This is a genomic window from Pedobacter sp. GW821-FHT01D05, from assembly GCF_059422505.1.
Genome location: NZ_JBWKXA010000001.1, coordinates 1,554,652 through 1,580,128, shown reverse-complemented (window position 1 = coordinate 1,580,128; position 25,477 = coordinate 1,554,652). Strand labels below are relative to the sequence as shown.

The window sequence follows — 25,477 nt, the reverse complement described above, 5'->3', positions numbered from 1 at the left end:
AAACTGTTACTTCATATATTTGCTTGCCATTATATGATGCAAGTTGATACTAAACCTTTTCCAGTTTCTTTTCTTCTGCGAGTTTGCCAGATATACTGGCCCCTGCAATTAATAGTTCGTGTGTAATCGTTTTGGTATATTCTGTAATTTCTGATTTAAAATCTTTTACGGATGAACCTGAACGGATTTCTTCCAACCTTTTTTCCCATTGTCCGGTAAGTTCAGCCTGTGCAATCTGTTTATCTTTAACCACTTCATAAACAGCGAGCCCTTTATTGGTAGGTACAAGATTTCGCTTTTCCCTTGTAATATATTCTCTGGTGATTAGCGTTTCGATAATGGATGCACGTGTTGCCGGCGTACCTAAACCACTATCTTTCATGGCGTAGCGTAATTCTTCATCTTCAATCTCTTTGCCGCATGTTTCGAGCGCTTTTAATAACGAAGCCTCATTGTACATTGGCTTTGGTTTAGTCTGCTTTTCTAAAAGAGATTTTTCAGTTATAGGCAATTGTTCTCCAACAGCAACCTTTGGTAATGCTGCATTGTCTTCATCCTTTTTATCATCTTCAGGGTCGTTAAAAACAGCTCGCCAGCCTGCAGAGCGGATTACGGTTCCGTTAGCCACAAAAGTAACTCCTGATTGAATGGTTATTTTGGTTAATTCCTTAATACATTCCTGGTGAAAAGCCTCAATCATACGGCCAACAACCATATCGTATACAGCCTGTTTATCTGCACTTAGCCCATAAGCCTGTTCGCCGGTTGGTAAAACAGCATGGTGGTCGGTTACTTTTTTAGCGTTAACACTTCGCTTATTTAAAGTGATGGTTTGCAGAAACTGCGCTTGTTTTCCAAAGTCAGCATGATCGGTGAATTTTGCAATCAAATCTGGAACGCCTGCAAAAACATCATCACCAATGTATCGCGATCCGGTACGGGGGTAAGAAACCAATTTACTCTCGTACAGGTTTTGCAAAATATTAAGTGTCTGATCAGCAGTATATCCTTTTTTCTTATTGGCTTCTTGCTGTAAACTGCTTAAGTCATGCAATAACGGAGGTGGTTCTTTTCTTGGCTTTGCTTCTACAGCCGTAATGTTTCCGCCCGTTGGAAAGCCAGAAGCCACATCCTCTACAAGCGCAAATAACTTTTCTACTTCTTCCTTTTCTTTATAATTCGAAGTTGATATAGCCTTAAATGTCTGCTCATCTTTGGTCAGCAAAATACTGATCTGGTAATAGGTTTGGGGAACAAAATTTTTGATCTCCAAAAAGCGGGCGCAGATCATGGCCAGGGTAGGCGTTTGTACCCGCCCTAACGAAAGAACTGTTCTGTTGCCTGCCGAAATACTTAGCGCCTGTGTAGCGTTCATTCCCACCAGCCAGTCTGATTCTGAGCGGCAATGAGCCGAATTAAACAAGGTATCGTAATCGGTTCCAGGTTTTAAATTTCTGAATCCATCTTTTATAGCTTCATCTGTTTGCGAAGAGATCCAAAGGCGTTTGAAAGGTTTTTTACACTTCAGGTAATAATAAATGTACCTGAAAATTAATTCACCCTCACGCCCCGCATCCGTTGCCACAATAATTTCGCTCGCCTCATCAAAAAGTTTTTTTATGGTGTCTAATTGTTTCCGCACTGCCGGATCTTCTACAAAACCATCTTTTGTTTTAATCTTTCTAACTGCAAGTTTAAACTTCTGTGGAAGCATGGGTAAATGTTGCTTCCTCCAGCCAATAAAGCCGTAATCTTGAGGTGGAGCCAATTGTAATAAATGCCCGAATGCCCAGGTAAAAGAATAACCTTTACCTTCAATGTATCCATCTTTTCTGGTGGTTGCTCCGAAAACTTTAGCAAGTTCACGACCAACAGAGGGCTTTTCTGCAATTACAATCTTCATGAATGGGCTTATCTTTTCAACCCCAAAGATGATTAAAATATTGGCAACCGATTAAAAAAATTACTCACAATGCTACTTAACATTCGTTTTGGCAAACAATTATCAGATAACTTTGTCCATCATTTGTGTCAGGATTTTTTATATCGAATTGATTAACAATTTGGTAATATCGCTATCTAACAGCTACAATTGAATTTTTAATGAATGGATAAAATTTATGAACTGGCAGGAAATAAAATTAAAGTGGGGCTCGAACCGCAATTAATCCGCGTGTATAGTAATGCTCAACTCTGGGCTTATCTTGATGGAAAAGCAGATGCAAGGTTTGAGCTTTTGATAAATACAATTAAAGCCGATTATGAACAGCATTTCGGTAAAGCACTGGCTATTTCTAACGCTTCGCTTATTGTAGAGGTACTGGTGCATGTGTATTGCGACTACCTGGGATTGTCTTTTAACCGCATAGTAAAGATAAAATGGATTCAGGCTTTGGTTAAAAAACTGCTCAAACGTGCCGAAGTTGTAGACTGCGGTGAAAAGGAGGTAGACAGTAACCGTTGGGTTTGGGACTTACTGGCCAGCAGCAAATCGATCTTTATCTGGATTTTACCAAAAAACCTGAACGCCAAAAATATTAAACAATATTAATCCGTTTGGGCTGCTAAAATCTGTTCCTGATTTAATACAACACTTGCAGCCAATGTTTCATTTAAAAATGATGAATTGTATTGTTGTTCTGAATTATTGATAAACAGTACCGTTCGGTCAGAAATGGTGTTGATCACCTGATCGGCCAATTTAGCCGGAACAGCTGGGCAACCTTGGCTTCTGCCCAGTCTACCCAATTGATTGATGCTTTTTTGACTTACATAACTGGCGCCATGAACCACAATAGACCTTTCTCTTGCATTGCTGTTAAAACCTTGATCCATGCCATCCAGTTTAAGCGAACGGCCATGTTTTCCGTAGTAGACTTCGCCAGTTAAATAAAAACCTAAACTGCTCTGGTTCGAATTGATGTTGTTTGAAAAGTAGGCTGGTTTATCGCCACCACTGTTTTGCCCATGGGCTACCCAAGTATTTAACAACAGTTTTTTGCTTGCAAGATCGATAATGTATAAACGTTTTTTACGGCTTTCCTGATCAAAATCTGCAATGGTTAAAATAGATCTGTTATGTAATAGGCCAGAATATTTTAAGTTATAAAAACCGGTTAAGGCTTTTTCAAAAACCTGTTCACTTAATCCAGCAGAATCTAAATGGACCTGATGATAAATATTCGAGATATATTGATTGTATAGGCTATCTGAAGCAATAGACTTTACTGCTTCTTTTTGCGTTTCTGGATGCTCCACGGCTTTCCAACTTGTTCCGACAATGCTCATGCCCACTAAAAAAACCGTAGCAATGTCCAGGATGTATTTCTTCATTCAGTATGGTTTAGTTTGATATTGAGCTATTTATACGGTTGTTGTGTCCAAATGTTGCCCAAAACAATTTTGTAGTGTTCTAAATACAATTGGTTTTACATTGTTGTGACTTAAAACGTGGTTATATAGCTTTTGGGAATGTGGATTTGATTTTCTGAAAATTAATAATACCAACAATCTTTTTTATTTGGTGTTATGTATTAAAACTGTACACATGAAGATTTTATTAACGGGAGCAAACGGTTACATAGGCACCAGGCTACTTCCGCTGTTGTTAGAAGAAAAGCACGAAATCGTTTGTATGGTAAGGGATAAGCGTAGGTTTATTTCAGTGTCTGATTTAAGTGATCAGGTTAAGGTTATTACGGGCGATTTACTAGATGCAGAAAGCTTAAAAGAAATTCCAACGGATATTGATGCCGCATACTACCTGGTCCATTCCATGTCTTCGAGCCAAACCGGCTTTTCTGATATGGAGAAAATTTCGTCTGAAAATTTTTCAACAGCCATACGAAATACCAATTGTAAACAGATTATTTATTTAACTGGGATTGCAAATGATGAACACCTCTCAGAACATCTAGGATCGAGGTTAGCGGTAGAAGCAGAACTTAAATCATCAGGAAAAGCCTGTACCATTTTAAGAGCGGCAATTATTATTGGCTCTGGTAGTGCCTCATTTGAAATTATTAGGGATTTAACTGAGAAAATTCCTTTCATGATTACGCCCAAATGGGTGGAAACCCGCTGCCAGCCAATTGGTATACGTGACGTTTTGGCTTATCTGATTGGTGTTCTGCGTAATGATAAGGCTTATAATAACACTTTTGATATTGGTGGACCAGATATTCTAACTTATCGGGAAATGCTTTTAGGCTATGCCAAAGAACGTGGATTAAAACGCTGGATCATCACCGTTCCTGTTTTAACACCAAGATTATCTTCTTTGTGGCTAAATATGATTACTCCGGTACCTTATTCATTAGCCCGTAGTTTGGTAGACAGTATGAAGAATGAGGTAATATGTAAAGATAACCGTATCCAAGAAGTTGTACCGCTAAAATGTTTAAACTATGCCGAAGCTTTACACTTAGCGTTTGAAAAGATTGATCAGAATTCTATTGTTTCGAGCTGGAAGGATGCCCTGAATCGTGGCTATTTAAATTCTAATTTTATGGATCAGATTAAGGTACCACAAAATGGAACCTTAGAATATAAAGTGAAAATGCCATTCGAACGTAAAGCCGAAGAAGTTTTTGAAAACATTTGGAGCATTGGCGGCAATAGAGGCTGGTATTTTATGGATTGGCTTTGGCATTTACGTGGCTTTTTGGATAAAATGTTTGGTGGGGTAGGCACCAGAAGAGGAAGAACCAGTAATACCGATTTACAGGCAGGAGATGTACTCGATTTCTGGCGTGTTTTGCTTGCTGATAAAAAGAGTAAACGATTATTGCTTTATGCTGAAATGAAAGTGCCTGGTGAAGCATGGCTTGAACTAAAACTGGTAGAATTTCATGGAAAAGCATTTTTATCGCAAATAGCTACCTTTAGGCCTAAAGGTTTGTGGGGCAGGGTATATTGGTATGCCATGTGGCCCTTTCATATTATACTCTTTAAGGGGATGGCCAAAGAGATTACTACTTACAAGCCTGATAATTAAATCTATTTGCCTATTTTTGCCACACAACGAATATAAAATGCCAAACGAAGAAAATGATTATTCTTTCTGGACCAAGTACAAAAGATTTGCTTCAACAGAAATTTTGATGTACCTGATCATGATTATCGGTATTGGCCTCGGGATTATTTTTTTAAGCTAAGTGCTAATTTTAAATAATCTGCAGAATTTATATCATTAATGAATTTCGAAAACTCATTATACTGCGCTGCAGGAAATGTACCATCATTTAGTATAAATTTCCGATAATAGGTTAGTTTGTTACCTGCTAAGCTTGCCTTACATACATATTCCCCGAAAGGGCTTTTAAAAGCTTTGTCTTGTCCAGCAATGAGTTCCGTAATTACATTATCTGGCAAGGTATAAATAATGGTATCTTCATCTGTATATCCGCGGTTTATGTAGACAGGATGTGTTCTATTCTTTATCTCAGGAATTGACCTCCTCAGATTAAAGGCATTGAGCTGTAAAAACATTTTATTTCCATTAACAGGAGCGTAATTTCTGATGTTAATGCTTACTTCTTCTGTTAATTTCGGAGATATATCTTTTTTCTGCGCAAAGGAAACTGCCTCGAAATCAATATTGTCAATATTGTAAGCTTCCTTTAATAGTTTATGCTGTTCGGTTATTGATTTACCGATCAATGATTCCTGATTTTCGTATTGTGAGCCGGCGTAAACAGTATTCATCTTCCCAGATACGCTGCCGTCTAACTGAAGCGTTAAGTCGGCCTTACGTATCTGTAAGTTCTCAGCAGTTGTTAGTTTTGGTGTATGCAATAGTTTTCCTCCTTCGGTAGTACAGGCCAGTACTAATCTATCATCCGTAAAATCGCTTAAAAAGCCAAAGGGTATTTTTTGGCTGGTGCATTCTAACCAGGTGGTATCACCTTTTAATGGCATACATAAAATAACATGATTGCCCTGTACCATACTGGCGTATTTAGGGTTCATACTTTTCTTTTCAGAACCAGCCGATACTACGCAGTAATAAGAATCTATATTTGCTGCACTGAGCAGGCTTTGCATATAGTTTACTAAAGCTTTACAATCACCATAACCCAACCGGTCTACTTCGCTGGCTGCAATTGGCTGAAAACCACCAATACCAATTTGTACGCTGATGTACCTTGTTTTGTCTTGTAAATACTGATAAATTTTACGTGCCTTATCTTTGTCCGTTTTTTCGTTTTTTACAAGATCTTTTACCATTTCAATGGTGGCAGGGGGCAGGGCTTTGCGTGCTGCTAAAAGATCGTCATAAATCCATTTGCCGAGTTCTTTCCAGTTGGTATAACTGCCTTTATGGTTGTAATAATAAAACGCTTGCGGGGCAATCTGGATGTTGGTTGCATAAGTTTCGTGTGCCGGGCTATAGGGTTCAGTTTTAACCGCCAGGATATTATTTGCCTTCCAGATTGTTTTTTTCTGCTTCTCATCAGTTAGTACTTCTGGTGTACCGCTATAATTCTGGGTTTTTATTCTCACCTGATCTGCTGGCTTACAAATAAAAGTATAAGTACTTTTCTCTACCGAAACATCATCTGCTGGTTTCGGACTCCAATCGGGTATAATCAGATTTTGCTTATTTCTAATTTCATAATTGTAAACCACGGTATAAGGATACTCGTTTACCGATGGCAGGTAATGTTTTACGCGGCTATCAACAAATAAGGAAAATCCATCGGCCGCACTCATATCAGCAAAATCGTTCTGAGAAAACTTGTTGGTGAGTTTGCCGAGACTGTTGTAAACTTCTCCCTTTATCCCTTTAATTGAAATGTTTTTATCGTAATAGAGCACCAAACGCGCTTCGTCCTCTCCATTTTGGTTAAATACCGTAATGGCTTTTTTTACGTTGAGCATTACGTTATCAGGCGAGCGCATATCAATGGTTGTTTCTTCATTCCTGATACAGGCATTGGCGCGGGTGCGCAGGTTAGCGGGAATTAAATCAACATCATAGTTATCTTGCGCAAAGCCAGCAACAGAAACTAAAAGAAAGGAAAATACGGTGAATAAAAGTCTCATTTAATTTGCCTTTTTTAATAAAAATTCTGTTTTCTGGTTTTGGATGATCTTGCTGTAGAATTCCTTTAAGAAAAGATATTCTTCTGGCTGATAAATAGCATTGTTAAACTGTAAAATCTGACTCATCGAAATGGTGTTTTCATCTAAACCCGTCTGCAATAAATACTTTCCACCGGCATTGGGTAAAGCAATTGCCATATCTTTTGGTTTTTCTATCAATTGGTATTTTTCCGGTAAAAGCACATTGATGATGATGCGCTCGTCAGACGCCGCACCCAAATCAACCGGGTAGGTACGTTCGTTTAAATTAAACGGATTTTTCGAAATGGTATTAATGAAAAATGGACTAAAATAAAATTGATCTTTATTGGTGCCATCGTTTATGGTAAACTCTACCTCGTATTTTTCTATTAAAGAATTTTCTACACTATCCAGGTTCGAAATTTGATGGTCCAGTATCTTAATTCTGGTTAAGCGTTCGTCAAGCTTCTCTACATACTCATCTGGCGAATTGTATTGGAGAATGTCTTTACGTTTGCCATATGCCGCGTAACCCATAGTATGGGTAGTTAAAGTGCCAATAATTTTTCCTTCAGTAGTCATTTTTCCCGTGAGGATATAACTGGTGGTTGTTTTCTGGCTGGCCTTTAAGTCGATCCAGTAAGATGGCTTTTTTAGATTGATTACCCGGCCTTGGTCGTTAATACACCGCAGTGGTAACAATCCGAAGGGTAGAAGTGGTTCAGTGGCATCCAACAAATAGCTTTTATCAGCAAGGTTTACTTTAGCCACCAGGTAATTAAAATCACTCATTACAGGATAAAGTTTGTTTACAGTTCCATTGTCACGGGTAGAAAGGATAACTGCTTCTGCATCTAAACCTGCTGCAGAAAGCGCCGCAATTAGGCTCAGGTTAATATCCGCCACATTGCCCGATCTGTTTTCTAATGCCTTTTTGATATTATCTTCTGAATATTTTCCGTAATAATTATTCCACTTGATCTGCTTTTTGATATAATTATAAACGGCTTTTGCTTTATCTAAATCAGTCGTACTTCCCTTTGTGATTTCTGGAATGAGGTCTTTAAAAACATCTTTCCTTTTCATCTGATCGCCCAGGGTTTTATATGATGACAGTTCATAATCAACATCTTTCCAGGTTTTCGTATAAGATGTTTTTCCTCCATTCAAATTCTGTACATCCGAAAGCTCAAAATAAATGGCCGATTTAAAGTTACTGGGAGCGGTCATATTATCTTCTTCAATAAATGCCGGAATGTTTTTCATCATGTAGTTGATTTTTGAGCAATCGATAGCTACGCCTGAAAGCCTTAAACATTCTTTACTCAACTCTACTTTTTGATCCGTCAGTTTTTGAAATCCGCGCAAGGAAACATTGTAATTGTAAATGCCTGGAATGTAAACCAAATATTCGCTAATTACCTTTGGAATATCACCTTGAAATTCCCATGTTTTGAAATTAAACAAGTTGGGCGATTTTAACCTGTAACTATATTCAATTACAGAACCTTCTTTGAGGTTTGGAAGCGTAAACTTGGTTAGCCTGGTGTATTTTGACCGGTTTTCAGTGAAAACAGCCTTTCTATCCATCACGGTTTCCACAAAGTTATTGTTTACATAATTAAAGGTAGAAGCTTTTAAATCACTGATCGTTTCTTCGCGGGATTCGTCTTTATAGGTTGGAATAACAATATTAGCTTCCTTAAAGCCTTCTTTATTGTAGATTTTGATTTTTACATGGTGCTCAAAAATCAGCTCTAAACTACCTGTATTATCGTCGCGTTGAATTGATGCCGTACCAAATTCTTTTAAAACAATAGCATTCGCATTGCTGTCTAATTTTTTTCTGTCGAATTCATAATCGTCATAGGTAATTGCGCCAAAGTTAAAGTTTTGAGCATGAGTAGTTAATGATAAAAATACAAGGAATAGTATGGCTAATGTCTTATTCATTTGAGCGTATATAAATTGTCGCAATTTAATTCTACAAACTAACATTCTGAAATAATTTGACAATTAAATTTATAAATTAATAAAGCTGTTTTACAGAACTAATGAAACCTTTTTAGCACTTTTGAAAAAAAGAATTTGACATTCCGATTCAAATCTAATGTCGCAAATCTCACATCATAAGAAATGAAATTAAATTTAAAGCGCCCTTTAGCATTTTTTGATTTAGAAGCTACTGGAATTAATGTTGGAGCCGACAGAATCGTTGAAATAGCGATTTTAAAAGCTATGCCAGATGGTTCTGAACTGGTTAAAACCTGGCGTGTAAATCCCGAAATGCCAATTCCTTTGCAAACGTCGTTAATACACGGTATTTACGACGAAGACATTGCTAACGAGCCTACCTTTAAAACTATAGCAGCAGAAATTGCTGAATTTATTGGGGAAAGTGATCTTGCTGGGTACAATTCGAATAAATTTGATATCCCGATGCTTTTAGAAGAATTTTTAAGAGCTGAAGTAGATTTTGATATGAACAACCGCAAGTTTGTTGATGTACAGAATATATTCCACCAGATGGAGCAACGTACCCTAAAAGCGGCTTATAAGTTCTATTGCCAGGAAGATTTAATTAATGCACACGCTGCAGAAGCAGATGTTATTGCCACTTATAAGGTTTTACTTGGCCAGTTAGAAATGTACAAGGAAACCGAGTTTGAGAGCAAACAGGGTGTAAAAAGTATCCCCGTTGTAAATAACGTAGATGCATTGCATATTTTTACCAATATTAATAAACCTGTAGATTTTGCTGGTCGTTTAGTGTATAATGATAATGATGAAGTGTGTTTCAATTTCGGTAAACATAAAGGTAAAACAACAGCACAGGTATTTTCTGTAGAACCTAGTTATTATGCCTGGATGAAGAATGGCGACTTCCCCTTGTATACAAAGAAGAAATTAGATGAGGAGTGGGCAAAATTCAATGCGAAGAAAAATGAGAACAGAGCAGCACGGCCTCAAAATAATACACCTGCCAATAAACCTCAATATCAACAGAAACCTCAGCCTAAGCAAGAAAAACCTGCACAACCGATCAACACGGATATGTTGGAGCAATTGAAAATGAAGTTTGGCAAGTAGGGTTTGATTAATTGCTCAATTGTGTAAACTGGTTAATCGGTTAACTGTTAATTGTTAATATTGATTGGTTATTAAAGATAACATTACGCTTTGCCCTAAACTCAAAAAATGAAATCTATAAAAATATTTAGCCTTTTATTGTTTACTACTGTTTATGTTAGTGCACAAACTACTTTACCAATAGCACCTGAATTTCAAAAAACCTATCAAAAGGAAACGAGAAATACAGACGGAAAGCCTGGTAAAAATTATTGGCAAAATACTTCAAAATACGATCTGAATGTAGAATTTAATCCAACTAGCAGGCTGTTAAAGGGTCAGGTTCAGGTAACTTATACCAATAATAGTCCTGATACACTGAAGGAAATATGGTTTAAACTCTATCCAAATCTGTATAAAAAAGGAACACCGAGAAAGTCAAAATTGGCAGAGTCTGACCTGGGTGATGGGGTTGCTATTGGAAAACTGGCAGTAAACGGAAAATCAAACACTGATTTTAAAATTAATGGAACCAACATGACAGTGAATGTTCCTGCAGTTGTTCCTGGCAAAACGATTAGCGTTTCTATCGATTATAGCTATACTTTAAATAAAGGATCACATGTGCGTACAGGTCAGGTAGATGAGGGCTCTCATTTCGTGGCGTATTTTTTTCCGCGTATTGCGGTTTATGATGATGTAGACGGATGGAATAAATTCCCCTACACAGGAGCTGAAGAGTTTTATAACGATTTTGACCAGTTCAATGCTTCAATTACAGTTCCTGGTGGATATGGCGTTTGGGCTACCGGCGATCTGAAAAATCCTTCAGAAGTTTTCCAAAAAGACATTGTTTCGAGAATGTTATCTGCCGAAAAGAACGACGCTGTAATTGATGTGATTACCGACAAAGATTTGGCCGATAAAACAGTAACTCAGCCGAATGTGTTTAATACCTTTAAATTCGAGGCTAAGAACGTTACTGATTTTGTATTTGCTTTAAGTGATCATTACCTGTGGAAATCGGCCAGTTTAGTAGTTGATCCTAAAACAAAAAGAAGAACCCGTGTAGATGCTGTTTTTAATCCAAAACATAAAGATTATTACGAAGTAATTGATTTCGCCCGTAAAACGGTTGAAGCTATGAGTTACACTTTTCCTAAATGGCCTTTTCCATACAATCATGAAACCATATTCGATGGTTTAGACCAAATGGAATACCCAATGATGGTGAACGATAACCCGGTTGATAATCGCACAGACGCCATTACCTTAACCGACCATGAAATTTTTCATACCATGTTTCCTTTTTACATGGGCATAAATGAGACTAAATATGGTTGGATGGATGAAGGTTGGGCTACAATAGGCGAGTGGTTGATTTCTCCGATGATTGATTCTACAATTGTTGATGAATACGGCGTACAGCCTACAGCTTCGTCATCTGGCGGAAAAGATGATACCCCAATAATGACTTTAACTCCTGATTTAAAAGGATCAGGATCTTTTACCAATTCGTACCCTAAACCAGGTTTGGCTTATTTGTTTGTTAAAGATTACCTTGGAGATGAGCTCTTTACCAAAGCTTTGCATACTTATATTAAAAACTGGAATGGTAAACACCCCATGCCACACGATTTCTTTAACAGTATTAACGAGGGAAGCGGTAAAAATTTAAACTGGTTCTGGAAAGCCTGGTTTTTTAATGATGGTGTTACTGATATGGCTATAAAGGCTGTAGACAAAACATCAAATGGATACACGGTTGTTGTGGAGAATAAGAGTGTTAAAGCTATGCCAGTTGATTTAACCTTAACTTATGGGGATGGTTCTGTCGAAAAGAGTCACAGTACAATCGGCATTTGGGAAAAAGGAGATAAACAGGTTAAAATCAATATCACAACCACTAAAAAGTTATCCAAAGTAGTAATGGGAAATCCACATACACCAGATAAGGTTAAAAGTGATAATAGCTTTTCAGTGAATTAATAAGATCTAAAAATAGGATAATAAGGTTGATCAATCCTGCCTTCATCACTAAAAACACGACAGAATTCAGCATCTCTTAAAGCTTTTTTTAGAGATGTTTTTTTATGGTTGATATAAATCTTATTTTGGATTAATCTAACGCCATGGCTGTAATCAGCCCAGGTGTTGGTGTGTTTGTTGTATACCGGCTGAATGGCCTTTCCATCTAATTTATGCCAACCGTAAATGACTACCCTAGGCGTTGATTCCCCATAAATCTTATTTGAAATAATAATATCTTTTTTATTTCCTGCAGTAAGTTCTCCTGATTGATGATTAGCCATGAATGGCTTGAGCTGACTGAGTATAGAATCTGTGTGCGCAATAAAAATAGGTAAGCTTGTCATTGCTTTGGTAGGCGGTATAGGTTTTGGAGCCAGTTTTATTTTTGCTTCTTTATAAATCTGATCGACCAAAAGTTTGGTTGGTAGTGAACATTTGGTCAGCTGGGCAACTTTCTGAGCTAAAATAGGCGTCATCGGAACATAAAAAAAATCGTTGTTATTACCAATTGCAAAATAGTCAGGTAGAATATAATAACTAATATGATTTGTTTTTTGATCACTTATCCAATCCATTTCGATTTTTACAAGTGTCCGTAAAAAACCAGGAACATTTCCTTTTTTAATCTCTTTGAATATTATTTTTTCACGATCCATCAGGCTTAAGCTACTATCTCTAATACTCAATGCAAATTCTTTCCCAGTTAAAGCATTCTGTTTTCTTTTCTTGAGTCGAAGCTCTTGCGCGCTTGCAAAAAGGAAAGTAAAAGTCAATAAAAGAAATGCAGATAATCTTTTCATTTATTCAGGTTTAAGAAAATCGATATTTCTTTTTAGTCCGGTAAATTTGGTACGCTTAACTGCCGATCCCTTAAAAACCCTTTTAAAAACATCGTCTGTAATCTCGGTCAGGTCTTTTGCGTTCAAATCCAGCAATCCGTTCCCGGGCTTAAAGGCTTCTTCATTGTGTGCTTTAGAGAAACGGTTCCAGGGACAAACATCCTGGCAGATATCGCAGCCAAACATCCAGTTGCTCATTTTGTCTTTAAACTCATTTGGGATTTCATTTTTGAGTTCAATAGTGAGGTAAGAGATGCATTTCGTTCCATCTACCACCTGTGGTGAAATAATGGCATCAGTGGGGCAGGCATCTAAACAGCGGGTGCAGCTTCCACAGTAATCAGCCTGGTATGGGTGATCGTAATCCAGTTCCAGATCAACAATCAGTTCGGCAAGGAAGAAAAAAGAACCATCGGTTTTACTGATTAAGTTAGAATTTTTACCAATCCATCCAATGCCTGATTTTTTGGCCCAGGCACGGTCTAAAACCGGAGCAGAATCTACAAATGCCCTTCCCGAAACTTCACCAATGTTTTCTTCAATAAAATGAGTTAATTCTTTTAGTTTATCTTTTATTACGGTATGGTAATCTTGTCCGTATGCGTACTTGGAAATTTTTGGCGCATCAGGATCTGATTGTTTTTCATCTGTGTAATAGTTTAAGGATAAGGAAATTACCGATTTTGCATCCTCCACTAAAAGTCTTGGGTCGAGGCGTTTATCGAAATAATTCTCCATATATTTCATTTCGCCATGGCGGTTTTGATTCAGCCATTTTTCTAACCTTGGTGCCTCTTCTTCAAGAAATTCAGCTTTTGAAATGCCACAGGCCATAAAGCCCAAGCGCAGGGCTTCATCTTTGATGAGTTGGCTATATTTTGCAGAATTGTTGTACACCGATCTGCAAAGATAAGGCTTAGGATTTAAAACATTTTCACTAATCACTTGTTCTCAATACAGAAACTAAATTAATTGATTATGGTTCATCCTGATTGGAGTAATAACCAGTGGGAGAGCTTTTAGAGTATTAGCCATGGAAAATATAGATCCACAACATACGGAATCAGGAGCAGCTCCTAAACCGATAGAAAAAGATTACGAAAGTCATAAAGCAGATCCGGGACCAGCAAAACCAGCCGTTACTGAAAAAGACGAAAACGGAGGAGGACAAGCCTTGAAATGGGTGTTGCCTTTAGCTGTGATTATTGGTCTGATTATATGGTTTATAATGAGAAAATAATTAGCTTTAGATTTACAATGAAAATGCCGGTACATTAATTTGACCGGCATTTTTTATGGGTTATTATTTTAAAAGTTTAACCTGATAAAGATCTTTTCTTCTGTCTTTTAACACCTTTACTGTTCCATAGTGGTGCAGTTCGTCAAGTAAATGCAGATCAACATCTACCACTAAAACCATTTCTGTATTTGGGGTTGCCTCTGCTTTTATGGCATTAGTTGGAAAAGCAAAATCGGAAGGCGTAAAAACGGCCGATTGCGCAAACTGGATATCCATGTTATTTACTTTCGGTAAATTGCCCACACAGCCAGCAATGGCCACATAACATTCATTTTCTATCGCCCGGGCCTGAGCACAATGGCGAACACGCGTATAACCATTCTGTGTATCCGTTAAGAAGGGTACGAACAAAATCTGCATGCCCTGATCGGCATAAATACGGCTCAATTCAGGAAATTCTACATCGTAACAGATCAAAATGCCCACTTTACCACAATCAGTATCAAAAACCTGTACTTTATCACCGCCAATCATACCATAATATTTCTGTTCATTCGGTGTGATGTGGATTTTTCTATACTCATCTATTTTACCGGTGCGGTGACAAAGGTAAGTGGCATTATAAAGTTTACCATCCTCAATAAGTGGCATACTGCCTGTAATGATGTTAGTGTTGTAGCTCAACGAGTACTCATGCATTTTTTGTACAATCTCTGCTGTTTTTTCGGCGAGTTTGCGCATGGCTTCAATCTCTGGCAAGTGATTATAAGGTTGCAGTAAAGGCGTGTTAAATAGCTCAGGGAACATCACGAAATCTGATTTGTAACCACTCAAAGCATCTACAAAGAATTCTACCTGCTCATAAAATGCATCCATATTAGGGAATAAACGCATTTCCCATTGTACTAAACCTAAACGGATGGTCATTGCCGAACGGGCTGAAGCGTCAATACCCTGGTAATAAATATTATTCCACTCAATTAAGGTAGCATACTCTTTTGATTCTTTATCGCCCGGCAAGTAATTCTTTAATACTTTTCTTACGTGGAAATCATTAGAGATCTGGAAAGTAAGCGTAGGATCGTAAATTTCTTTTGCTTTTACCTTATCTATATACTGCCTCGGGCTAAGCTGTTCTGCATATTGGTGGTAACCTGGGATTCTACCACCGGCAATAATGCTTTTAAGGTTAAGGCTTTCGCAGAGTTCTTTTCTGGCTTCGTATAATCTTCTTCCTAAACGTAGTCCACGGTAATCGGGGTGCACGAAAATTTCGATTCCATATAGCGTGTCGCCGTTGGGATCATGTGTTGTAAAAGAATAATCGCCAGTAATCAACTTGTAGGTATGCCGATCTCCATATTCATCGTACTCTACAATAATGGCTAATGAACAGGCTACCACCTTATCATCAACGGCAATACAAAGCTGTCCTTCGGGGAAAATATTTAAAAGTTTTGCAATACTAGATTTTGGCCAGATAGAACCACCCATGCTGTCGTAAGCCTGGAGCATAGATTCTTTAAGATCTGCGTAATCTTCGAGCGTTAGTTTACGTAATTCAATATTCATAATGTTTGATTTCTATTTTATGAACACCAAAAGGGCTTAAATGTTCAGATGGATTTTATTTTTTCGGCAGATCGTCATTGCGAAATGAAGAAGGGGGGAGTGGGCTGTGTGAAGCAATCTATAAAAACAAGTCATAAGATTGCTTCGGCTCGCTCAATGCCAGCCTCGCAATGACGGAAAAAAGTAAGGCTGCAAGAAACAATCTTACTTTAAAACAACTTCCCGGTTTGGCCAGGATAATTCTTTTTTAAATGTTTGTAAGCGGCTTCAGTAACCTCGCGGCCACGTGAAGTACGCATAATATAGCCTTCCTGAATCAAAAATGGCTCATAAACTTCCTCAATGGTTCCTTCATCTTCTCCAACAGCTGTCGCAATGGTTTTTAAACCTACAGGGCCACCCTTAAATTTATCGATAATGGTAACCAGGATCCTGTTATCCATTTCATCTAGGCCATGCTCATCTACATTCAGTGCATTTAAGGCATAGCGGGCTATTTCAGTATCGATATTCCCGTTTCCTTTAATCTGCGCAAAATCTCTTGTTCTCCGTAAAAGTGCATTGGCGATACGGGGCGTGCCGCGGCTACGACGGGCAATTTCGTAGGCACCTTCGTCACTTATCGGTGTTTTTAGGATATCAGAAGAGCGTAGTACAATAGTGGTTAGCAATTTAGCATCATAATAAGCCAAGCGGGCATTGATACCAAAGCGCGCTCTTAACGGAGCAGTCAACAATCCGGAGCGGGTAGTAGCACCTACTAACGTAAAAGGATTAAGCGATATCTGTACCGAACGGGCATTCGGGCCAGTTTCGAGCATAATATCAATCTTAAAATCCTCCATAGCAGAGTATAAGTATTCTTCTACAAGGGGAGATAAGCGATGGATCTCGTCAATAAAGAGAATATCACCTTCATCTAAGCCGGTTAATAAACCAGCTAAATCGCCAGGTTTATCCAAAACAGGACCAGAAGTCACCTTAATGCCCGTAGCCATTTCATTGGCAATGATATGAGAAAGTGTGGTTTTGCCTAATCCCGGAGGACCATGCAAAAGAACATGATCTAAAGCCTCACCACGGAGTTTTGCCGCCTGAACAAAAATCTTCAGGTTTTCCATCACTTTTTCCTGTCCCGTAAAATCTTCAAAAGCCTGTGGCCTTAAAACCCTTTCAATATCGCGATCGGTGGGACTTAGGTTGCTTGCTTCAGGATCCAGATTCTCATTCATACAGCAAATATAAAATTAAATGCTAAAAAAATTAGGATTTTTTAAATTTATCAGCAACTACTAGTTCTTTTGATCCTGCAGTGTATTTATAAAAACCTTCACCAGTTTTAATACCTTTTTTACCTGCAGCAACCATATTTACCAATAAAGGGCAAGGCGCGTATTTAGGATTCCCAAAACCATCATTCAATACTTTTAAGATGGCCAAACAAACATCCAGACCAATAAAATCGGCTAATTGCAAGGGGCCCATCGGGTGTGCCATTCCAAGTTTCATTACCGTATCGATTTCATAAACACCTGCAACGCCTTCATATAGCGTATAAATAGCCTCATTAATCATTGGCATCAAAATGCGGTTAGCCACAAAACCCGGATAATCATTTACCTCAACCGGAACTTTCTCCAAACTTTGAGACAACGACATAATGGTACTTGTTGTTTCATCACTTGTGGCATAACCTCTTATTACTTCTACCAACTTCATTACCGGAACTGGATTCATAAAGTGCATCCCGATTACTTTATCACCTCTACCGGTTATAGCGGCAATCTGGGTAATGGAAATAGAGGAGGTATTAGAAGCAAGAATAGCATGGGCAGGTGCGTACTCATCTAAATCCTTAAAAATCTTCAGTTTTAAGTCTACATTTTCAGTAGCGGCCTCTACAATTAAATCGGAATTTTGAACGCCATCTTTTGTTGAGGTATATGTAGTGATGTTATTGAGAGTGGCCGCTTTCTGATCTGCTGTTAATGTGCCTTTGGCAACCTGCCTGTCTAAATTTTTGGTAATCGTTTGTATGGCCCTATCCAATGCAGCTTTATTAATATCAATAAGGTTGACTTGATAATTGAATTGTGCAAAGGTATGAGCGATGCCATTTCCCATCGTACCAGATCCTATAACTGCGATTTGTTTCATTTTTAGGAGATTAAAAAGAGAATTTAAGAATAAACGACTAGTTAAAATAGAGATCTTGCAGAATAGTTGATCTCTATTTATTTTATATTAAGCTATGGTGCCAATCTGGTTTTAGTCCAGATCCCCTTAACCTTTTCGAAATTTATCCTGTCGTGCAGCCTGCTGCTTCTTCCTTGCCAAAACTCAATTCTTGTAGGTTTTACGATATACCCGCCCCAATGTGCAGGTTTAGCTACACCTTTATTGGCACTTTTAGCTCTTAATTCTTCAACTTTTTCTTCCAAAAATGCCCTGTTTGGAATAACCTGACTTTGTGGAGAAGCTACTGCTCCAATCTGACTGTCAAGCGGTCTCGTATTGAAATATTCTTCAGAAGTTTCTTTATCTAGTTTTTCTACTGTTCCTTCAATCCTCACTTGTCTTTCCAATTCAGGCCAGAAAAATACTAAAGCTGCGTATGGATTGCGTTTAAGCTCTTTTCCTTTAGCACTTAAATAATTCGTAAAGAACCTAAATCCATCTGTATCAACACCTTTAAGTAAAACAATACGGGCATCGGGTCGGCCAGCTTTATCGGCTGTAGCCAAGGTCATTACATTGGGTTCATATATCTGGGCATCAACAGCGTGCTGAAACCACTTTTTAAACTGGATAATCGGATCTTGATCCACGTCAGATTCATCTAGCGAAGCGCTTTTGTAATCTTGGCGCAGGTTTTGTAGAAATTCATTTGTAACTTGCATTTAACAAAAATAGACATCTTTTACGGTGTAACAAATGATTATCATCATGCTGAACAATATAAAACCAAAAACTGGCCGCTTGCTTATCTCAGAGCCATTTATGGCCGATCCGAATTTTAAAAGATCTGTAGTGCTGTTAACTGAACATGGTGATGATGGAACAGTAGGTTATATCCTTAACCAGGTAGGAAATCTGATTTTGAATGATGTGATACAGGATTTGTGGGATGCAAAAAACTACATTTATTTTGGCGGACCGGTTGCTGCAGATACCTTGCATTTTATCCATAGGTGTTACGATAAATTGCAGAGTGGCGAACCTATCGGGAATGGACTGTATTGGGGAGGAAATTTCGAAACACTTAAAATACTCCTAAATACTAATGCAATAAGCGCCGATGAAGTGAAATTTTTTATGGGCTATTCTGGTTGGGACAATGGACAATTAGACCGCGAAATAGAGCAGAACGCCTGGATGGTGAGCGATACCTTTAATCCTGATCTCATTTTTAGTAACGATGATGAAAAACTTTGGCGGGATGTGATCGTAAATTTAGGACCAAAATATGCGCATATCAGTAATTTTCCGGTAGACCCGAGTTTGAATTAGTCAGTTTATAGTTTTATATATAGTTTCGTCATCTCGACTGAAGCGCAGTGAAATGGAGATATCTAACTGGAATATCTCTTTAGCTAGATTTCTCGACTCCGTTGCACTCCGCTCGAAATGACGAACCTTTGAGTTTAGTTATCGTCGTTTAAGCCTCAAGACTATCAGCGCTTTCTTCAACCTTTCTTCTCAGCTCATCTTTATAAGCTTGCATTTTAACCGTTAAGGAATCATCAGCTGTAGCTAAAATCTGAGTGGCCAATAAACCTGCGTTTTTAGCAGCGTTTAAAGCTACTGTGGCTACCGGAATGCCATTTGGCATTTGTAAAATAGATAAAATACTATCCCAGCCATCAATAGAATTTGATGATTTAACCGGAACACCGATTACCGGTAATGTGGTAATAGAAGCGACCATGCCTGGCAAGTGAGCAGCACCACCGGCACCAGCAATAATTACCTTTAGGCCACGGCCTTGTGCTTCTTTGGCATAATTGAACATACGTTCTGGCGTTCTGTGGGCAGAAACAACCGTAATTTCATAGTTTATTCCAAATTCTTTTAATACATCAGCAGCATCTTGCATAACAGGTAAATCTGATTTGCTTCCCATTATAATTCCTACTAATGCCGAATTTGAATTTCCTTGACTCATATCTGTTTTATTTCTTTTTTAACTTCTTTTAAATTTTGTATTTCCACCTCGCTATTAGTTCCCCCTTAGGGGGCTAGGGGATTATGCAATTACTTTTAACGTTTTTTGCACAAACCGTGCCTTTTCAATGGCCTTATCCCTGTCGATATCCACAATGGTTACATGGCCCATCTTGCGGAAGGGTTTTGTATATTTTTTGCCATATAAGTGAACGAAAACACCGTCAATCGCTAATATTTTTTCCAGATTTTCATATTTGGCTATACCTTCAAAACCTTTTTCACCAAGGAGGTTAATCATAATAGCATTAGTTATGCTGCTGGTATCGCCAAGTGGTAAGTTATAAATAGAACGTAAATGTTGTTCGAACTGAGAAACATAATTACCCTCTATCGTTTGATGACCGCTGTTGTGCGGGCGGGGAGCAACCTCATTAACCAGTAATTCGCCATCTTTACACACAAACATTTCTACCGCTAAAATCCCGGTGATGTTCATTGCTGAGGCAATATTTTTAGCAATGTTCTCTGCTTTTTGTTGTAAACTTTCGGCAAAAGTAGATGGAGAAATCAAAAATTCAACCAAATTGGCCTCTGGATTAAATTCCATTTCTACCATCGGGAAAGTTTTCATATCGCCATTGGCATTACGGGCAACAATTACCGCAACTTCTTTTTCAAAATCGACCAGTTTTTCGATAATACAAGGTGCGTCAAAAGCTTTATCCAGATCGGCAGCACTGTTGATTTTCATCACGCCTTTGCCATCGTAACCATCTTTACGCAGTTTTAAAATATATGGAAAAGGGATATTACTGTTCTCCATATCTTCCTTCGTATTTACAATCTGGAAAGGAGAGGTTGGGATATCGTTTTCTTTGAAAAACTGTTTTTGTACACCTTTATCCTGAATTAAACGGATTACCCTCGATTGAGGAAAAACCTTTTTACCTTCTTTTTCGAGCTGTTCAAGCGCATCGATATTTACTTTTTCAATTTCAATGGTAATGATGTCGGCTTTCTTTCCAAAGTTGTAAACGGTATCAAAATCGGTAATTGAGCCATTTTCGAAGTAATTAGAGATGTGTTTGCAAGGGGCATCAGGATCTGGGTCTAAAACTAATGTGGTTACATTGTAATTGATTGCTTGTTGAATGAGCATTCTGCCCAATTGTCCGCCACCTAAAATACCTAATTTTAATTCGCTAATCTGTTTTGCCATGCGCTTGAAAATAATGCTACTTTTGTGCAAAAGTAACCATAATAAATTTTATTGATGAATGCTGATGCAATAATTATTGGTGCAGGTGCTTGCGGATTGATGTGCGCGGTGCAGGCAGGCTATCTGGGCAAGAAAGTAATTGTGCTCGAAAAAAACGAAAAACCCGGTGCCAAAATTTTAATTTCGGGTGGAGGTCGCTGTAATTATACGAATCAATTTGCATCAGCTGAGCAGTTTATATCAGCAAACCCACATTTCATCAAATCTGCCTTTACCCAGTGGACAGTTGACGATACCATTAGCTTCTTTGAAACTTATGGCATTACAGGCAGGGAAAAAACTTTGGGGCAATTATTTCCTGATGATAAAAATGCGAAAGATGTTGTTGAGGTTTTTACCTCCATTTGTGAAGATTTCGGGCAGGAAATTAGGTGTAATGCCGATGTAAAGGATATTGAAATATTGCCGGAAGGTTTTAAAGTAAGTTATCAGAAAAATGGTAAAACCGTAGTTTTAACTGCCGAAAAGTTGGTGATTGCCGCTGGTGGGTTACCTATTCCAAAAATGGGTGCTACTGATTTTGCTTTACGTTTTGCCAGAAAACATGGCTTAAAGATTATTGAAACAGCTCCAGCTTTGGTTCCATTAACCATTACCGGTAAGGATGAAGAATGGTTTGCACAACTTTCGGGTAATTCTGTTTTCTGCGAAGTAAGCAATGATGAAATTTCGTTCGAAGAAAATATCCTTTTTACGCATTGGGGATTAAGTGGCCCTGCTATTTTGCAGATTTCTTCTTTTTGGCGGAGGGGGGAGACGATTAATCTAAATCTGCTGCCACACCAAAATGTGGTTAACTTATTGGATGAGGAAAGAAAAAATAACGGTAAAACACTACTGTCGACATTGCTGAACAGGTTTTACACCAAAAAGTTTACCGATGCTTTAGGTAAGTTTTTGCCTTTAAGCAAGCCTGTAGCTGCATTGACAAAAGCAGAAATTGATTTAATTGAACAGACGATCCACCACTTTAAAGTTAAACCTGCTGGCGATAAAGGTTACGATAAAGCTGAAGTAATGCGTGGCGGAATTGATACAAATGAAATATCTTCTAAAACCCTTGAATGTAAAAAGATTCCAAACCTGTTTTTTGGTGGCGAATGTTTGGATGTTACCGGTTGGCTGGGCGGCTATAATTTTCAGTGGGCCTGGGCAAGTGGTTTTGTGATTGCGCAGAATTTATAATATCCGTCACCCTGAATTTATTTCAGGGTTTATCTAAGCCTCGTACGCTTCTAAATGGCATATGCCTCAATAAAGCAGCTGAAAACATAAAAACTTAGATGTTCTTAGATAGTCAATATTATTTTGAAAATGAGCGGCTGTAATACTTAGGATACTGCAGCCCTGCTATCCCTTCAAGTCCTCACTCATGCTTCGTTCCGGGCTTTTCGTTCTATCAGGTTTATTTAACCCGAAACAGTGATTCTTAGCAAGCTAAATTAAATCTCGCATTTTTTTAAAACCCGCGAGATTTGGTCTCAATCCTAATGGTAATTTATATGCTTCTTATCTAATTAAAGTAATCGTGCCTGTTAAAGCTTGACTAGTGTTTTTTGATTTTATTAAATAATAATAAACACCCACATTAGCAGGATTTCCCTTTACTTTTCCATCCCAGAATGGTGCCTTGCCTGTAGTTGTATGAATGATATTTCCATATTGGTTAAAAATCTGAATGTTGCTCTGAGGATCATTTTCAAGCCCGCTTACCTGCCACAAGTCGTTCACGTTGTCATCGTTAGGACTAAATGCATTTGGAATTAGAATATCTTTACAATACTGAACAACGGAATAGCTTACTGATTTCGTACATCCATAAATATCTTCGACCGTAAGGGAATAATTTCCTGGCTTGTTTACTTGATAAAAATGACTTGAAGTCTTTTGGCCTTCCCATGTGTAAAAGGCAAAGCCTGCTGGCGCTTCAAGTGTCGCTTTTTCCTTCGCAATCACACAAATCCGAACCTGCTCAGGCTGAAGTAACAGAAGTGGTTCGTTTACATTTACCTCAACTGTTGCGCTTTCATTTCTACAACCCGAGGTGCTGGTAAAACTGACTGAATAAATTCCGCTGCTGTTAATTTTTATGGTTTTAGTAGTTTCACCGGTACTCCAAAGGAAATCTGTTCCAGGTTGGTTAGCTACAGCGGTGAGTAAAACTTCTTCTCCATTGCAGAGTAATTTATCTGAACTCCTGCTTATGGTTACATCCGGAATTACGCTAAAGCTGATGTTGATTGCCTCTGATGTACTTGAACATTCATTTCCATTAGTTAAAGATGCTGTGTAAATTCCTGCCAAAGCAATTGAAATGATATTCTGGTTTTTAAACTCAGGAAGCTCCGACCCGTTTCGGAACCAATTTACAATGTAACTGTTCGGATTGTCAATCTTAATTTCTGCAGTTTCACCGACACAATAAGCCGTTTTTGACGTTGTAAGTTTGACTGTTGGTAGGGCAATCTGATTAATTTTCACTTGCTTTGAAAGCTCATAATAGTTTTCACAGTTACTTACCTTTACCTCGTATATGCCAGGTAAGGTTGCATTATAGGTGTTCTGTGTCGCATTTGGAATGTCAGCACCATTCTTTACCCACTGGTATTTATAGTTTTCTACGCGTTTTGTTTCAAGGGGATAAGTTTGTCCTGAACATAAATTTACCTCGGCAGGGTAGTTAAAGGTAATCTCAGGACTTGTATTATTTTTAATGATGATGGGTAACGACTTTAGTGTAAGATTCTCACATAGTGCGGTCAATTTGAAAGTATATTTTCCAGATTCTTTTAAGTCTACAGTAGCTTTTCCTATCCATTCGCTTATTTCTACATCATCTTTAAACCACTGAAATAATAACTGATTTTGCAAACTTGCGGGTACCCTTGTTTTTACATTGATGCTTTGGTTACCACAGGTTTCAAATATAGCCTCATCCTGATTATAGCCATTCGAAGGTGTTTTGCTGTAGAGAAAATCAGTATATTTAAATTTCTCATAATAATCCTGATCCAGGCTTAAATAGATCTTTGAAATACCCTGATCCTTGGCCACCCACAATACTTTCTCGCACATTGTTTCCCTCCAATAATTATAGTCAGCTTCTTTTGAAATTTTAATGTCGGTATCTACACATATAGAATTTATCTTCTGATTTGCCAAAGTAGGAAATTGAATAAATTTCAAACGATCTAACTTTTCCGGACTTGTTGTAAATTCATTAAATATTGATGCGGGAGTATAATACAGACCATCATCCGCAGCTGCAAAAGCAAAGTTTTGTTTATAAACAGGCGTTAAAGCATAAGCTTCTTCTAAATCATTAATTTTTTTGTCGTCTAATAATTTTTTGATTTCTAAACCTGTACATGAAACATTATTATAGGCAAATAAGCCTTTATCAGTACCCCATATATTATACCATATTTCCCAATTTTGAACATTTGGTATTCCGAATTGCCAATGATGGGCAAAAAGCGTACAGTTTATTTTAGCCGGATAAGGCAATCTATCAGGAATAGAAGAGGAATAAGTTGAATATGCTGATGGGAAGTTTAGTGTAACATGATCATTCACAAAACATCTTGCCATGATAAATATATGTTGGAAATCAACTGATTTGAAACCAGCGTTAGTGATTCTCCAATCTGGTTCATTAACCAAGGGCTGGTTAGGGTAAATAAACTGATTGGTAATGGTGAGGTTTCCCCGAAAGATTTTATACGCATGTTTGTTGGTAGCCACAGCTAAGTAATCATTAGCGGGGTTGTAAGCATTAGCAGGTTCATAATCAATATTTCGTTTTGTATTGATTACCGAAATATTATTTACCCTTGTAACACCGGGTTCCTCAATTTTTATTTCATGTTTTATGCCGCCCTTAAAATGTACGATTGTATTTGGCTTAATCAGAAAATACATTTCTGTTTCATTAAAGCCGCTAATTTCATTAATTACCAGGCCATTTGTAAGCAGATAGGGTTTAAAAGTAGTTTCAAGCGCTGGTTTATAAAATACTGTTCCTGAATTATTGAGTGCCCAGACAGTATGATCTTCTACCGAAACAAAAATCTGTTTAAATGATTCAGTTTCCAGATATTTCTCCCCTGAAGTTAAATTTAGCTGTGCCACACACAAGAGGGGAAATAGCAAAAATAAAGGAAGAAAGAGGCGGTAACTTAAGCTGAAAATCATACCGCAATGATATTAAAA

General features: G+C 37.9%; 21 protein-coding genes. 8 read left to right on the top strand and 13 right to left on the bottom strand.

The window, feature by feature from the left end:
• Window positions 1–49 precede the first annotated feature (49 nt).
• On the bottom strand, window positions 50–1,903 hold the full coding sequence (locus AC07VK_RS06415) for a DNA topoisomerase 3 (RefSeq protein WP_492952202.1): 1,854 nt from the start codon (window positions 1,901–1,903) through the stop codon (window positions 50–52).
• A 204-nt stretch (window positions 1,904–2,107) separates the two neighbouring features.
• Here AC07VK_RS06415 and AC07VK_RS06410 point away from each other — a divergent pair, with 204 nt between their 5' ends.
• Window positions 2,108–2,551, top strand: a complete 444-nt coding sequence (locus AC07VK_RS06410) for a hypothetical protein (RefSeq protein ID WP_492959139.1) — start codon at window positions 2,108–2,110, stop codon at window positions 2,549–2,551.
• Here the strand turns inward: AC07VK_RS06410 and AC07VK_RS06405 are convergent.
• Entirely contained in the window at window positions 2,548–3,333 is a 786-nt protein-coding gene (locus AC07VK_RS06405) for a murein L,D-transpeptidase catalytic domain family protein (RefSeq protein ID WP_492959137.1), read from the bottom strand. The two genes, AC07VK_RS06410 and AC07VK_RS06405, sit on opposite strands and share 4 nt — an antisense overlap.
• A gap of 214 nt (window positions 3,334–3,547) precedes the next feature.
• Here AC07VK_RS06405 and AC07VK_RS06400 point away from each other — a divergent pair, with 214 nt between their 5' ends.
• Together AC07VK_RS06400 and AC07VK_RS06395 are read left to right on the top strand one after the other, a co-directional pair.
• Window positions 3,548–4,996 (top strand): SDR family oxidoreductase, encoded by a 1,449-nt coding sequence (locus AC07VK_RS06400; RefSeq protein WP_492959135.1) that lies wholly within the window; start codon window positions 3,548–3,550, stop codon window positions 4,994–4,996.
• Between the two features lie 37 nt (window positions 4,997–5,033).
• Window positions 5,034–5,156: a hypothetical protein gene (locus tag AC07VK_RS06395; RefSeq protein WP_255512125.1), complete on the top strand. Its 123-nt coding sequence runs from the start codon at window positions 5,034–5,036 to the stop codon at window positions 5,154–5,156.
• Here the strand turns inward: AC07VK_RS06395 and AC07VK_RS06390 are convergent.
• A complete protein-coding gene (locus AC07VK_RS06390; RefSeq protein ID WP_492959133.1) occupies window positions 5,140–7,047 on the bottom strand; it encodes a DUF3857 domain-containing transglutaminase family protein in 1,908 nt (635 codons plus the stop codon). The genes AC07VK_RS06395 and AC07VK_RS06390 overlap by 17 nt on opposite strands.
• Window positions 7,048–9,021 carry a transglutaminase family protein gene (locus AC07VK_RS06385; protein ID WP_492959131.1) on the bottom strand — a complete coding sequence of 658 codons (1,974 nt, stop codon included), beginning with the start codon at window positions 9,019–9,021 and terminating at the stop codon, window positions 7,048–7,050.
• Window positions 9,022–9,204: 183 nt separating this feature from the next.
• Between AC07VK_RS06385 and AC07VK_RS06380 the strand changes: the two genes are divergently transcribed.
• Together AC07VK_RS06380 and AC07VK_RS06375 are read left to right on the top strand one after the other, a co-directional pair.
• Window positions 9,205–10,158: an exonuclease domain-containing protein gene (locus tag AC07VK_RS06380; RefSeq protein ID WP_492959129.1), complete on the top strand. Its 954-nt coding sequence runs from the start codon at window positions 9,205–9,207 to the stop codon at window positions 10,156–10,158.
• A gap of 108 nt (window positions 10,159–10,266) precedes the next feature.
• The gene (locus tag AC07VK_RS06375) at window positions 10,267–12,126 is read left to right on the top strand and encodes a M1 family metallopeptidase (RefSeq protein WP_492959127.1); all 1,860 of its coding nucleotides are present in this window, start codon (window positions 10,267–10,269) and stop codon (window positions 12,124–12,126) included.
• Here the strand turns inward: AC07VK_RS06375 and AC07VK_RS06370 are convergent.
• Both AC07VK_RS06370 and queG read right to left on the bottom strand, forming a co-directional pair.
• Window positions 12,123–12,968: a hypothetical protein gene (locus AC07VK_RS06370; RefSeq protein WP_492952211.1), complete on the bottom strand. Its 846-nt coding sequence runs from the start codon at window positions 12,966–12,968 to the stop codon at window positions 12,123–12,125. The two genes, AC07VK_RS06375 and AC07VK_RS06370, sit on opposite strands and share 4 nt — an antisense overlap.
• Window positions 12,969–13,904 (bottom strand): tRNA epoxyqueuosine(34) reductase QueG, encoded by a 936-nt coding sequence (gene queG / locus AC07VK_RS06365; protein WP_492959845.1) that lies wholly within the window; start codon window positions 13,902–13,904, stop codon window positions 12,969–12,971.
• A gap of 136 nt (window positions 13,905–14,040) precedes the next feature.
• Here queG and AC07VK_RS06360 point away from each other — a divergent pair, with 136 nt between their 5' ends.
• The gene (locus tag AC07VK_RS06360) at window positions 14,041–14,247 is read left to right on the top strand and encodes a hypothetical protein (protein ID WP_492952212.1); all 207 of its coding nucleotides are present in this window, start codon (window positions 14,041–14,043) and stop codon (window positions 14,245–14,247) included.
• A gap of 63 nt (window positions 14,248–14,310) precedes the next feature.
• Here AC07VK_RS06360 and AC07VK_RS06355 read toward each other — a convergent pair whose 3' ends face one another.
• From AC07VK_RS06355 to pdxH, 4 genes are all read right to left on the bottom strand, one after another.
• Window positions 14,311–15,819 carry a GNAT family N-acetyltransferase gene (locus AC07VK_RS06355; RefSeq protein ID WP_492959125.1) on the bottom strand — a complete coding sequence of 503 codons (1,509 nt, stop codon included), beginning with the start codon at window positions 15,817–15,819 and terminating at the stop codon, window positions 14,311–14,313.
• A gap of 209 nt (window positions 15,820–16,028) precedes the next feature.
• On the bottom strand, window positions 16,029–17,051 hold the full coding sequence (gene ruvB, locus AC07VK_RS06350) for a Holliday junction branch migration DNA helicase RuvB (RefSeq protein ID WP_029277907.1): 1,023 nt from the start codon (window positions 17,049–17,051) through the stop codon (window positions 16,029–16,031).
• A gap of 31 nt (window positions 17,052–17,082) precedes the next feature.
• Window positions 17,083–17,976 carry a 3-hydroxyacyl-CoA dehydrogenase family protein gene (locus tag AC07VK_RS06345; RefSeq protein WP_492952214.1) on the bottom strand — a complete coding sequence of 298 codons (894 nt, stop codon included), beginning with the start codon at window positions 17,974–17,976 and terminating at the stop codon, window positions 17,083–17,085.
• A gap of 92 nt (window positions 17,977–18,068) precedes the next feature.
• Complete coding sequence (gene pdxH / locus AC07VK_RS06340; RefSeq protein ID WP_492959123.1) at window positions 18,069–18,719, bottom strand: pyridoxamine 5'-phosphate oxidase; 651 nt, start codon at window positions 18,717–18,719, stop codon at window positions 18,069–18,071.
• 46 nt (window positions 18,720–18,765) lie between these two features.
• Here pdxH and AC07VK_RS06335 point away from each other — a divergent pair, with 46 nt between their 5' ends.
• Window positions 18,766–19,329 (top strand): YqgE/AlgH family protein, encoded by a 564-nt coding sequence (locus tag AC07VK_RS06335; RefSeq protein ID WP_492959121.1) that lies wholly within the window; start codon window positions 18,766–18,768, stop codon window positions 19,327–19,329.
• A 148-nt stretch (window positions 19,330–19,477) separates the two neighbouring features.
• Here AC07VK_RS06335 and purE read toward each other — a convergent pair whose 3' ends face one another.
• Both purE and AC07VK_RS06325 read right to left on the bottom strand, forming a co-directional pair.
• Window positions 19,478–19,984 carry a 5-(carboxyamino)imidazole ribonucleotide mutase gene (gene purE / locus AC07VK_RS06330; protein WP_492952217.1) on the bottom strand — a complete coding sequence of 169 codons (507 nt, stop codon included), beginning with the start codon at window positions 19,982–19,984 and terminating at the stop codon, window positions 19,478–19,480.
• A gap of 81 nt (window positions 19,985–20,065) precedes the next feature.
• Window positions 20,066–21,205: a 5-(carboxyamino)imidazole ribonucleotide synthase gene (locus AC07VK_RS06325; protein WP_492952218.1), complete on the bottom strand. Its 1,140-nt coding sequence runs from the start codon at window positions 21,203–21,205 to the stop codon at window positions 20,066–20,068.
• 54 nt (window positions 21,206–21,259) lie between these two features.
• On the opposite strand from AC07VK_RS06325, the gene AC07VK_RS06320 reads away from it, so the two are divergent.
• The gene (locus tag AC07VK_RS06320; RefSeq protein WP_492952219.1) at window positions 21,260–22,450 is read left to right on the top strand and encodes a BaiN/RdsA family NAD(P)/FAD-dependent oxidoreductase; all 1,191 of its coding nucleotides are present in this window, start codon (window positions 21,260–21,262) and stop codon (window positions 22,448–22,450) included.
• 324 nt (window positions 22,451–22,774) lie between these two features.
• On the opposite strand, the gene AC07VK_RS06315 is transcribed toward AC07VK_RS06320, so the two are convergent.
• A complete protein-coding gene (locus AC07VK_RS06315) occupies window positions 22,775–25,459 on the bottom strand; it encodes a gliding motility-associated C-terminal domain-containing protein (RefSeq protein WP_492959119.1) in 2,685 nt (894 codons plus the stop codon).
• Window positions 25,460–25,477: the final 18 nt, after the last annotated feature.